9 protein-coding genes are annotated in these 12,150 nt (G+C 29.3%); 7 read left to right on the forward strand and 2 right to left on the reverse strand.

The genetic code is table 11. The features are described 5' to 3' along the window. Positions 1–112: 112 nt before the first annotated feature. Both glmS and L8X36_RS04725 read right to left on the reverse strand, forming a co-directional pair. Positions 113–1,912: a glutamine--fructose-6-phosphate transaminase (isomerizing) gene (glmS, locus tag L8X36_RS04720; RefSeq protein ID WP_263682784.1), complete on the reverse strand. Its 1,800-nt coding sequence runs from the start codon at positions 1,910–1,912 to the stop codon at positions 113–115. A gap of 3 nt (positions 1,913–1,915) precedes the next feature. Next, entirely contained in the window at positions 1,916–4,270 is a 2,355-nt protein-coding gene (locus tag L8X36_RS04725) for a nucleotidyltransferase (protein ID WP_263678601.1), read from the reverse strand. Positions 4,271–4,385: 115 nt separating this feature from the next. On the opposite strand from L8X36_RS04725, the gene mqnE reads away from it, so the two are divergent. The 7 genes from mqnE (at position 4,386) to L8X36_RS04760 (ending at position 12,125) form a co-directional block, all read left to right on the forward strand. Continuing rightward, the gene (gene mqnE / locus L8X36_RS04730; RefSeq protein ID WP_263678592.1) at positions 4,386–5,450 is read left to right on the forward strand and encodes an aminofutalosine synthase MqnE; all 1,065 of its coding nucleotides are present in this window, start codon (positions 4,386–4,388) and stop codon (positions 5,448–5,450) included. A gap of 8 nt (positions 5,451–5,458) precedes the next feature. After that, a complete protein-coding gene (locus L8X36_RS04735) occupies positions 5,459–6,775 on the forward strand; it encodes an NCS2 family permease (protein ID WP_263678593.1) in 1,317 nt (438 codons plus the stop codon). A gap of 9 nt (positions 6,776–6,784) precedes the next feature. Then, the gene (locus L8X36_RS04740; protein ID WP_263682785.1) at positions 6,785–7,225 is read left to right on the forward strand and encodes a phosphoribosyltransferase; all 441 of its coding nucleotides are present in this window, start codon (positions 6,785–6,787) and stop codon (positions 7,223–7,225) included. Positions 7,226–7,288: 63 nt separating this feature from the next. Next, on the forward strand, positions 7,289–9,688 hold the full coding sequence (locus L8X36_RS04745) for a molybdopterin guanine dinucleotide-containing S/N-oxide reductase (protein ID WP_263682786.1): 2,400 nt from the start codon (positions 7,289–7,291) through the stop codon (positions 9,686–9,688). A 2-nt stretch (positions 9,689–9,690) separates the two neighbouring features. Beyond that, positions 9,691–10,224: a hypothetical protein gene (locus tag L8X36_RS04750; RefSeq protein ID WP_149062121.1), complete on the forward strand. Its 534-nt coding sequence runs from the start codon at positions 9,691–9,693 to the stop codon at positions 10,222–10,224. A gap of 6 nt (positions 10,225–10,230) precedes the next feature. Beyond that, positions 10,231–11,388, forward strand: a complete 1,158-nt coding sequence (locus tag L8X36_RS04755) for a hypothetical protein (protein WP_263682788.1) — start codon at positions 10,231–10,233, stop codon at positions 11,386–11,388. Next, entirely contained in the window at positions 11,385–12,125 is a 741-nt protein-coding gene (locus L8X36_RS04760; protein WP_263682790.1) for a Tfp pilus assembly protein FimT/FimU, read from the forward strand. The genes L8X36_RS04755 and L8X36_RS04760 overlap by 4 nt, the downstream gene beginning before the upstream one ends. Positions 12,126–12,150 lie beyond the last annotated feature (25 nt).

Raw genomic sequence — 12,150 nt, forward strand, 5'->3', positions numbered from 1 at the left:
AAAATAAGATATGATATTTAAACCAAATAAACCCTAAAGTTTGCTTATAATTTAAGAAGTATTTATAAAATTTTTTAAAAAAGTGTAGTTTTTTCAAAACTACACAAAATATTTATTCTACGGTAACACTTTTTGCTAAATTTCTTGGCATATCTACATCATTACCAAGTCTTATAGAAACTTCTAAGGCAAGAAGCTGTAAGATTACCATCATTTCAAAAAATTCACACATATAGTGTTCTTGTTTTGAAGTTCTTATAAAATCATCGCTTAAATCAAAATCAAGTGGAGAAATAGCAAGTAAGGTAGAATCCCTTGCAGCTAATTCTTCTACATTTGATTTGGTTTTTTCATAAAGGCAATTTTGCGGCATTAGTGCAACGGTAAAAAGCTCGCTATCTGCTAGAGCGATAGGCCCATGTTTCATTTCACCTGCTGGATATCCTTCAGCGTGCAAGTATGAAATTTCTTTTAATTTTAAAGCCCCTTCTAATGCTAGTGGATAAAATACATCTCTTCCTATAAAGAAAAAGCCATGGCCATGTAGGTATCTTTTTGAAATTCTATGCACTTTTTCATGCAAGTTTTGTTCAACTTTAACTATACTTGGCAAGCTTCTTAAAGCTTTGATTTCTTTACTCATATCTAAATTTGCTTTTTGTGCAAGATAGATTGCAAGCATCCATAAAGTTGCTACTTGAGTAGCAAAAGCTTTAGTTGAAGCCACACCTTTTTCAATGCCCGCTCTAGTAAGTAATGATATATCAGCCAAACGCACGATATTAGAATTATCCACATTACATATTGCTAAAGTTTTAACTCCTTGTGCTTTTGCTATTTTTAAAGCTTCAAGTGTATCAGCTGTTTCACCACTTTGAGAGATTACTATAAAAAGAGTATTTTTGCCTATAATGGCTTCTCTGTATCTAAATTCACTTGCTACTTCAACTTTAGTTTTAATCTTTGCAAGTCTTTCAAGCAAATAAGCCCCGCTTAATGCTGCATGATAGCTTGTGCCGCAAGCACAAAGTGTGACTTCATCTATGTTTTGTAAAAGAGTTTCATCTATATCTTCAAAAACAATTTGCCCACCTTGCAAGCGTCCCATTAAAACTTCACCTAAAACTCTACTTTGCTCATAAATTTCTTTTTCCATAAAAAATCTATAACCATCTTTTTGAGCATAACTTTTATCTTGACTTAAAGCTACAAAAGCAGGTTGTATGCAAGCTTGATCATGGCAAATTTTGCATTCGTTTAAATTCACATATCCATAATCCCCATCTTCAAGATAAGCTACTTTATCCACTAAAGAAACTAAAGGCGCATCACTTGATGCAAAATAATATTCATTTTCATCGCCATTTTTTCCGATGATGAGTGGCACAGCATTTTTAGCAAAATAAATTGTATTAGGATCTTTTTTACTCACAAGTAAGATTGCAAAAGCACCTTTTAGTTCAGCTATAGTTTTTTTAAAAGCTTCAAATGGTTCTAAATTGCTTGCATAGTATTCAAATAAATGTACAATAACTTCAGTATCGGTTTGACTTAGAAAATTAATACCTTCTTGTGTGAGTTTTGTTTTTAATTCTTGGTAATTTTCTATGATTCCATTATGTATTACGCAAGAGTATTGTCCTAAATGTGGATGAGCATTTATTTCAGTTGGTTTTCCATGGGTTGCCCAACGCGTATGGCCTATAGCAAGTCCAAAGCCATCACTATTAAAATTAGCAGTTTTATTAGCTAAATTTTCTAATTTTCCAACCGCTTTAAAAAAGTCTAACTCTCCATCTTTCATTACTGCTATGCCAGCGCTATCATAACCTCTATACTCAAGCTCTTTTAAGCCTTCTAATATGATTTTTTTCTTTTCTTTGGTCCCTATATATCCTACTATTCCACACATCTTTTACTCGCTTATTAGTGATTTAAGAATTTGATCTTTATGATCTTGCAAGCTTTCATTTTTATGCAAAATCAAAACATTTCGCGTTCTTTCTTTTATGGTTTGAATTTTTGCTGCGCTTAAGATAATATCATATCTTGCAAGCACATCCATCACATAAGCCATTAAACCTTTTTGATCTTTTGTGTTTAAGGTTATTTTGGCATAGCTTTTGGAATAATTCATATCTAATTTTAATTCATCTTTTTTAATGTTTGGTTTTTTTGCCTTTTTTTGTACTTTTAAATGTAATTTAGAATTTAGTAAATTTTCTAAACTTTGTTTTTGAGTATCGCTTACTATATCTGAATATTCAAATTTCAAATAAACTTTTTCATCAAATAATTCAAAAAAACTCATAAAAATTAAATTCAAAGAACTTAAAGTATTGAGTATATTTTCAAGATTGTTTTTTCTATTCATTATAAGCTCTAGGGTAAAATTATCTTGATTATCAAGCCAAAAAGTAAAATTTTCTTTTTGTGTAATTTGCGTTATTTTAATGATTTTTTCAAAACTATTTTTTATAAAAAATAAATTGGATTTAATATGAGTAATATTATTTTGAGTTTGTTCATCAAGATCTAAAAAAGCCTTACTTCTTTTTAGGGTTTGTTCTTTTTTTACTCTTCTTTGGCTCTCATCAATTAAATTCTCATCCTCAAAGCCTTCTAATGCATTTTGAAATAATCTTTCTAAACTTTTATAATAAAAATGATTTTCTATACCCAAAGCTTTAGCATTGCAAAAAGATAAAAGATGTAAGGTTTTTAAGGTATTTATATCATTTAATTTGGAAATAAAATTTAAAACAATAGTAGAATTATAAATATCTTCTTTTTCTATAATGTCTTTAAAAGCATTAAAATTTTTATATAATCTTAAGCCAAAATCTAAAAGCTCATTATCAACTTGGAATTTTCCTACATAAGCTCTGTAAATATTTGCTAAAGAAATTTCATTTTCTTCATGAATAGCACTTAAAAGTATGGTGAGTTTTATTATTAAAAGTGTATTTTCATCAAAGCTATAATCTTTTTCTTCAAAGTATTTTAAGCAAAGTAATGCTCTATCTAATGCACTATAAACACCTTCTTCTTCAAGCAAGAATTTGCTTTGAGTAAGAGGTTTGCAAAAATCTTTTAAAATATTAGCATCAGCAAGAAGTTTTAAAAGAGCAAAAGAATGCTTTCTTTCTAAAATTTTCTTGAATAATTCTAAATTTTCATCTTTATTTTCTGCTCTTTTTAATGCAAAAATGAGTTTGATATCAAAATTATAATCTTTATCATCTAATTTTAAAAGTTGATTTAATATCAAGTTTAGGTTTTCACTTTTGTTAGAATAAGTAAAAAAGCTATCTTGTGTTTCATAAAGTTCATTATCTTTATAGTGTTTTTCTTGGATACACCTTGCTAAAAATTGCGTATAAATTCCACAAGTTTGCATACATTGCATGGCTTTTTGAATAAGTATGGATTTAAGATCTAAATTTTTCTTTTCTTTTTTTTGCATTAAGTTAGCAAGTTCTTGTGAATTTTGTATTAAAAATAAATTAGTGTTTTTACCTTCTAAAAGATTCATTGCACATTTAAGTGAAAATAAAAAATCACTTGCAAGTTTAAATTCGCTTAATTCTTTTTCGTTGATAAAATTAAGCATATAATTTTTAGGAGAATCTTTAAATAATATACTTAAATTTTCTATATCAAGTTGCTCATCTAAACCACCAAAATTTTTATTAATATCAAATTCTTGCTTGATTAAAGGTTGATGATAAGGGTTAAATTCTTGCAAGATTTTTAAAGCAAATTCTTCTTTTAATTCATCTTGAGCTTGAGAAATTTTTTCTTTGATTTGTTTGAATAAAATTTTAGATCCGCAAATATAACGATATTGTAAAATATTTTGTTTTAGCTCGTTTTTAGCTATATTATAAAGTCCATTTATTTCACAAATTTGATAATTGATATTTAAATTAATATCATTTAATGAAGTAATAAATGCTTTCATTAAAGGCTTGATATTGTAAGCTTTTATATCTTTATAAATAAGCAATAAATCAACATTTTCTTTTATACTTAAATTCATTTTAGCATATTGTTTAATAGCGATAATACAAAAAGGGAATTTATCATTATGCGGAAAATAATCATCGAAAAAATCACTCAAAACAAGCTCGTAAACATCTTCTATAAAACGATCAATTTCTTTAGAGTGGTAAAAACTAAACGAGCCTTGTTTTAAAAAAAGTCTAGAGCAATAAGCTTCATAATCTTTTAAAGAATTTTTTAATTTTTGAATTTTTTGTATATCCATAACTTGATAATAATCCTTATTTAATTTTACCAGTATCATACCAAAAATACTTTGTATTAAATTTTAAGTAAGTTAAAATTATAATTATAATTTAAATTTAAAAAATGGTAAGAATATGCAAACAATTATAGAAAAACTAGAAAATCAAGAAAGATTAAATGAAGAAGAAGCTAACAAGCTTTGGGATTTAGAGCTTTTTACTTTAGGCAAATACGCACAAAGAATTCGAACTAATTTGCATGGTAAAAAGGTTTATTTTAATATCAATCGCCATATTAATCCTACAAATATATGTGCAGATACTTGCAAATTTTGTGCTTTTTCAGCACACAGGAAAAATCCTAATCCTTATATTATGTCGCACGAAGAGATAATGAAAATAGTCGATGAAACAGTTTTAAGAGATACAAAAGAAATTCATATCGTTTCAGCACATAATAAAAACACTTCATGGCAGTGGTATTTGGAAATTTTTAAAATGATTAAAGAAAAATATCCATTTTTACATATTAAAGCCTTAACTGCTGCTGAGATTGATTTTTTAAGCAGGGCTTTTAATATGAGCTATGAAGAAGTGATAGAAAAAATGCTTGAATACGGCGTTGATTCTATGCCAGGTGGTGGGGCTGAAATTTTTGATGAGGAAGTTAGAAAAAAAATTTGTCATGGTAAAGTAAGTAGTGAAAATTGGTTGAAAATTCACAAACTTTGGCATGAAAAAGGCAGACAAAGTAACGCCACAATGCTTTTTGGGCATATAGAAAGTAGAGAAAATAGAATTAATCATATGATAAGATTGAGAAATCTTCAAGATCAAACCGGTGGTTTTAATGCTTTTATTCCTTTGGTTTGGCAACAAGATAATAGTTTTATTACAGGTAAAAAACCACTTGGCTCGGTAGAAATTTTAAAAACCTTAGCTATTGCAAGGATAGTGCTTGATAATATTAAAAATATTAAAGCTTATTGGGCAACCATGGGTATAAATTTAGCTATGGTAGCTCAAGATTTTGGTGCAAATGATTTAGATGGTACTATAGAAAAAGAAAGCATACAAAGTGCAGGTGGCGCAAAAAGTTCAAATGGCTTGAGTTTAAAAACTTTTATAGAAATGATTCAAAGCTCAGGCTATATAGCAATAGAACGAGATAGTTTGTATAATGAATTAAAAACTTATTAAGGATAAAAATGGATTTTTTTAAACTTAAAGAACATAATAGTGATGTAAAAACTGAAATTTATGCAGGTATTGCTACTTTTTTAGCAATGATTTATATTATACCGGTTAATGCAAATATTATGAGTAATTCAGGTATGCCACTAGAAGCTTTAATTGTCGCAACTGCTTTAGTAACTATTATAGCTACTACTTTTAGTGCTTTTTTCTCTAATACTCCTGTGGCTATGAGTGTGGGTATGGGGCTAAATGCGTATTTTACTTTTAGTGTGTGTAATACCTATCAAATTCCTTGGCAAAGTGCTTTGGGAGCTGTGTTTTTATCGGGTATTGTTTTTACTTTATTATCTTTTACTAATTTTAGAATTTGGGTGATAAAAAGTATACCAAATGATTTAAGAAAAGCTATATCAGCAGGTATTGGAACCTTTATAGCTTTTATGGGGCTTGTGCAAATGGGGATTATCACCAAAAGCGAAGCAACTTTAGTGGGTTTGGGCGATTTTTCAAGTACTAAAGTGCTTTTTGGATTGTTTGGTTTGTTTTTGGTTTTTGTTTTTTGGGCTTGGAGGATTAAAGCTGCGTTTATTTTAGCTGTTTTTGTAAGTGCTTTGTGTGCTTGGATTTTTGGTATTGATGGAGCCAAGTTTCCTGAGCAACTTTTATCTTTGCCAGTTATTAGTGGAGATAATGGTTTAAGTGCTATATTTGGTAAGCTTGATATTAAAGGAGCTTTAGAGCTTAGTATGATTCCTATAGTACTTACTTTTTTTGTTACTCAGCTTTTTGATAGTGTGGGCACAATCACAGGTGTAGGCTCAAGAGGAAAAATATTTGATGATCCAAAGCAAGGTGAGAAAAAATTAGGTAAAACCTTAGGTGCTGATGCAGCAAGTTCAGCTATGGGAGCAGTTGTTGGAACTTCTACTGTAACTGCTTTTGTAGAAAGCTCAGCAGGGGTAGAAGCAGGAGGTAGGACAGGACTTACAGCTTTAGTTACTGCTATATGTTTTGTTTTTACTTTATTTTTATTGCCAGTATTTAAAGCCATTCCTGCAAATTCTATTTATCCTATTTTGGTACTTGTTGGAGTTTTAATGTTTATGGAGGTTGCAAATATTAATTTTAAAGATAAAGCTATAGCAGTAAGTGCATTTTTTATTATCATTATGATGCCACTAACTTATTCTATTACCACAGGTTTTGCTTTTGGATTTATTGCATATTTATTTATGCGTATTATGCAAAAAGAATTTGATAAAATCAACCTTGGTATTATTGTGTTAAGTGCGATTTCATTGCTAGTATTTTTATTACAATTTTTATAGGAAGTGATTATGTATTATTATGCTTATGAAGAATTTCAAAAAGAAATTATTCCTTTTACACGCAAAATTAAGGAAGAATTTAATCCTGATGTATTACTTGCCATTGCAAGAGGTGGTATGACTTTGGGTCATTTTTTAGCAGAAGGTATGGGTAATAGAAATTTATTTTCTTTAAATTCTATTCACTATGAAGATACGCAAAAGTTAGATACGATTAAAATTTTTAATATCCCTGATCTTAGTTCATACGAAAAAGTTCTTTTGATAGATGATATTATAGATAGTGGTGAAACTATGATAGAAATCAAAAGAGTTTTAATGGAAAAATATCCTCATTTAGAACTCAAAGTAGCAAGTGTTTTTTATAAGCCTTCAGCATTATTAATCCCTGAGTTTTATATAAAAGAAGCTAAAGAGTGGATTGACTTTTTTTGGAGTATTAAAATTTAGCTTTAAATCAAATACAAATGCTATAATATATATTGACTTTATTTTGTTAAGAAAGGATGTCTTATGAGTTTAACAAGAAGAAAATTTCTAAAAGGACTTGCTGCTACTTCAGCGATTGCTTCGGTTAATCCTTTAGTAGCTGCAAGTGAGGGAGCTAAATTTTATGATACTAAAAAAATTCCTCACGCAACTCACTTTGGTGCTTTTTGGGCTGAAGTAAATTCAGAGGGAAAACTTGTAAAAGTTACACCACAACAATCTGACAAACATCCTTCTATTATCACTGATGCTATCATTGATAGAACTTATTCAGATACTAGGGTAAAATATCCTTGTGTTAGAAAAAGTTTCTTAGAAGGTAAAAAAAGACCTAAATTAAGAGGTAAAGAACCTTTTGTAAGAGTAAGCTGGGAAAAAGCTTTAGAGCTTGTATTGCAAAAATTAAAAGAAACTCCTATTGAAAATTTATTTAATGCAAGTTATGGTGCTTGGGGGCATGTAGGTTTATTGCACAATTGTAACTCAGTAGCAGGAAGATTTTTTAATACAGCTTTAGGTGGTCACATCGGCACTGATGGAGAGTATAGTAATGGAGCTGCTGGTAAGGTTAATGCTAGTATAGTAGGGGATTTAGAAGTTTATTCTTTACAAACTTCTCATGAGGTGATTTTAGAAAATACCCAAGTTTATGTTTTATGGGGAGCTGATCTTTATAAATGTAATCAAATTGACTTTAAAGTTGCAAATCGTGGTAATGATGAGTATTATAAAAAATACAGCAAATCAAATATCAAATTTATTAGCATTGATCCTCAATACACTCAAACAGCAGAAATTTTAAATGCTCAGTGGATTAAAATTCGTCCAAATACCGATGTAGCTTTAATGCTTGGTATGATGAATTATTTATATAAAAGTGGAAAATATGATAAAAAATTTATTGAAAAATACACTGATGGTTTTGACAAATTCTTACCTTATTTACTTGGAAAAACTGATGGTATTGATAAAACTCCAGCTTGGGCTGCAAATATTACCGGTGTTGAAGAAAAAGTTATTACCGCATTAGCAGATACTTTTGTAAAAAATAGAACTTTCTTAGCAGGTAACTGGGCTATGCAAAGAGCACACCATGGTGAACAAGCTGATTGGACTTTAATGGTTTTAGCTTCTATGATAGGTCAAGTAGGTCTACCTGGTGGTGGATTTGGTTTTTCAATGCACTATTCAGGTGGTGGACAAGCATTTTCAGGTGTAAGATTACCAGTAGGTTTACCGCAAGGTAAAAATAATCTTGATACTAATATTCCTGCAAGTAGAATTTCAGAAGCAATATTAAATCCAGGCAAAACAGTTAAGTTTAAAGGTAAAGAGATTACCTATCCAAAAATCAAACTTATGTATGTAGTAGGTGCTTCTGTATTGGGCCATCATCCGGACACAAATGAGCTTATCAAAGCTTTAAGAACTCTTGATACGCTAATCGTACATGAGCCTTGGTGGACTCCTATGGCAAAAATGGCTGATATTGTATTGCCTTCAACTACAACTTTAGAAAGAGATGATATTAGTTTTGGTGGTTCTTATTCTCAAGATTATGTTTATGCTATGAAAAAAGTAATTGAGCCTTATTTTGAAAGTAGAAATGATTATGATATTTTTGAAGAATTAGCAAAAAGAATAGGTGAAAGAGAGCATAAAAAATTCACCGGAAATAAAACAAAAGAGCAGTGGCTTGAAGGTTTTTATGGCAGAAGTGATTGTCCTTATTATATGGAATTTGCTGATTTTTGGAAACAAGGATTTATTCATTTTGAAGCTCCAAAAGAAGCTTATAATTTCGTAAGACACTCTGAATTTAGAGCTGATCCTGTGGCAAATAAGCTTGCAACAGAAAGTGGAAAAATTCAAATTTATTCACCAAAATTTGAAAAATACAATTTAGAAGATTTTAAAGCACATCCAACTTGGTTTGAACCAGCTGAGTGGTTAGGTAATGAAAAATTAGTTAAAAAATATCCTTTCCATTTGTTAAGCCCACACCCAAGATATAGAGTGCATTCTCAGCTTGATAATACTTGGGTGAGAGATTTGTATAAAATTCAAGGTAGAGAGCCTGTGATGATTAATACAAATGATGCTAAAAAACTTGGTATTACACACGGAGAAGTTGTAGAAGTATATAATGATCGTGGATCGCTTTTAGCAGGGGCTTTCGTAACAGATAATATTATGGAAGGGGTTATTAGTATCCAAGAGGGTGCTTGGTATGATCCTGAAGATGTAAGCGATAGCAAGCCAAGATGCAATGCAGGTCATGTAAATGTTTTAACAAGCTCAAGACCAACTTCAACTATGGCTCAAGCAACTAGTGTAAATACTTGTCTAGTGGGTATTAAAAAGCTAAAAGAAGTTATAAAACCTTATAACTCAACTACACCACCAGAAATTATAGGAGCTTAATAATGAAGAAGATTATATTAGTATTGACTTTTTTAGCTAGTGCTTTATTTGCTAAAGATATGTTTATTTTTAATGAAAAAGTAGATCTTTTAGATAGTGCTAGTAAAAAAGTGGTAGGGCAAATTTATGAAGGCTCTAAAGTAGAGCTTATAAAAGAAGAGGGTGAATATTCTTTGATTAAAGTTAAAGGCGAGGTTGTGGAGACAAATCCAAAAAGCCTTGCTTATACTAAAGATGGAATTTATCTTTTACTTACTTTAAATGCTAAAAATGCAAGCAATGAAATGGAATTTTTAGTTAAAAGTAAAGATTTAACCGATCAAGAAATTCTTGCTTGGGATGAGATAGAATTAACTTATTATGATACTTGTACAAGTTGTCACGCAGCGCATAAACCAAAAGAACATTTAATGGAAGAATGGGATGCATACTTATCTGCTATGCAAGGATTTGCAAAAATTACTGATGCAGAAAAAGATAGAATTTTAAGATTTTTACAATCTCATGCAAGTAATGGACCTGTAAAACTTGACTAATCAAAAATGAAAAGGTATTTGCTAGCCGTTTTATTTTTTGATTTTTGTGCTTTATTGTATGGCATAAGCACTTTATCTATAAGTTACAATGAAGCACAAATTTATTTTTATGATCATAGCTTAATTGCTATGATTGCTAAATTTGGCACTACTCTTTTTGGTCAAAATGACTTTGGGTTAAGACTACCTTTTGTTTTATTGCATTCTTTAAGCTGTATTTTATTATACATTTTAGCTTTAAGATACACCAAAACTTCTTTTGATGCTTTTATTTCTGTTGTGCTTTTTATATTGCTCCCTGGTAGTGTAGCTAGTGCTTTACTTATCAATGAATCAAGTATTGTGATATTTTTTACACTTTTAATTTTAGTATTATTTGAATATAAGAAAATATTTTTATTTTATGTTTTACTAGTTTTAGTTCTTTTTGTAGATGGAAATTTTGCAATTTTATACTTATCTTTTTTCTTTTTTGCTATTTATAAAAAAGATAAATTACTTATTATATGTTCTTTGATTTTATTTGCTATCGCAATGAGTGTTTATGGATTTGATGCAAGTGGAAAGCCTAAGGGGTATTTTTTGGATACTTTGGGTATTTTTGCAGCTTGTTTTTCGCCTTTGATTTTTCTTTATTTTTTTTATGTTGTTTACAGAATTCTTTTACAAGATGATAAGCCACTTTTATGGTTTATTAGTGCAAGTACTTTTGTTTTTTGTTTAATTTTTTCTATAAGACAAAGACTTTTTTTAGAAGATTTTTTACCTTTTTGTGTGGTTTGTACGCCTTTGTTGATTCGCTATTTAATGTCTTCTTATCGCTCAAGAATGCCACAATTACGCCTAAAACATAAAATTTTTATAGAATGTTCTTTGATATTTTTATTATTTTTTTATCTTGGTATTGTTTTTAATCAAAGTTTTTATTATTTATTAAAAGATCCCAAAAAACATTTTGCCTATGATTATCATATAGCCAAAGAATTAGCTCTAAATTTAAAACAACACAACCTCACACATATTGCTATGCAAGATAAAGAACTAGCCTTAAGACTTAAATTTTATGGTATTTCTAAGGGTAAACTAGAGCTTCATTCTAGTAAAAAAGCTAGTAAAATCTATGTTAGTTTAGGTAAGCATAAAGTATATTATTCTATAAAATGAAACAAGCTTTTACTTTAATAGAACTAGTTTTTGTTTGTATAGTATTATCCTTATTATTTTCTATGGCTTATGTTTATTATAAACCTGATTATTTGCGTTTGGGAGCTGAGCAAGTTTTAAATGATATTAAATACACAAGACATTTAGCTTTAATGCAAAATGATTTTAGAGTTAAAGAATTTAACATTGCTAAACGAGAGTGGTTTAAGGCTAAATGGCAGCTGTATTTTATACGTTCAAAATCTGCCACTAATAATGAACAAACTTATACCATTTTTTTAGATAAAAACGGCGATGGCAATGCAAACATAGGTAAAAATATGATCAATAAAGACAGAGAAATAGCTGTTGATCTTATCAATCCAGATATATTAATGAACTCAGGTCAAAGTGGAGTGATAAATCAAAATGATTTCAAAGCAAATTTAAAATATAATATAGAAAAAACTTATGGTATATCTAAAGTTTTGTTTGAAGGTGCTTGTAAAGGAAGTACGCGTTTAGTTTTTGATGGTTATGGTCGTTTATATACACCTTTAAAAAATGCTACACGTGCTTATGATAAACTTGCTTCTTTTAATAATGATTGCATTATAAGATTATCTAATAATCAAAATGAGCATATATGCATTATTATAAATCCCATTAGTGGCTATGCTTATATCCCTAAATTTTCTTCAAATAAATCACAAAATATTATACTTAATAATAAAAACACCTACTGTCATGCCTTATAAGATATATTGATGTTGTGTCACCCTG

This window comes from Campylobacter sp. CNRCH_2014_0184h, assembly GCF_025772985.1.
Lineage (GTDB): Bacteria > Campylobacterota > Campylobacteria > Campylobacterales > Campylobacteraceae > Campylobacter_D.

Coding starts and splice junctions, on each gene's coding strand:
- glmS (WP_263682784.1), bottom strand. CDS start 1,912: ATGTGTGGAATAGTAGGATATATAGGGACCAAAGAAAAGAAAAAAATC.
- L8X36_RS04755 (WP_263682788.1), top strand. CDS start 10,231: ATGAAAAGGTATTTGCTAGCCGTTTTATTTTTTGATTTTTGTGCTTTA.
- L8X36_RS04740 (WP_263682785.1), top strand. CDS start 6,785: ATGTATTATTATGCTTATGAAGAATTTCAAAAAGAAATTATTCCTTTT.
- mqnE (WP_263678592.1), top strand. CDS start 4,386: ATGCAAACAATTATAGAAAAACTAGAAAATCAAGAAAGATTAAATGAA.
- L8X36_RS04725 (WP_263678601.1), bottom strand. CDS start 4,270: ATGGATATACAAAAAATTCAAAAATTAAAAAATTCTTTAAAAGATTAT.
- L8X36_RS04735 (WP_263678593.1), top strand. CDS start 5,459: ATGGATTTTTTTAAACTTAAAGAACATAATAGTGATGTAAAAACTGAA.
- L8X36_RS04745 (WP_263682786.1), top strand. CDS start 7,289: ATGAGTTTAACAAGAAGAAAATTTCTAAAAGGACTTGCTGCTACTTCA.
- L8X36_RS04750 (WP_149062121.1), top strand. CDS start 9,691: ATGAAGAAGATTATATTAGTATTGACTTTTTTAGCTAGTGCTTTATTT.
- L8X36_RS04760 (WP_263682790.1), top strand. CDS start 11,385: ATGAAACAAGCTTTTACTTTAATAGAACTAGTTTTTGTTTGTATAGTA.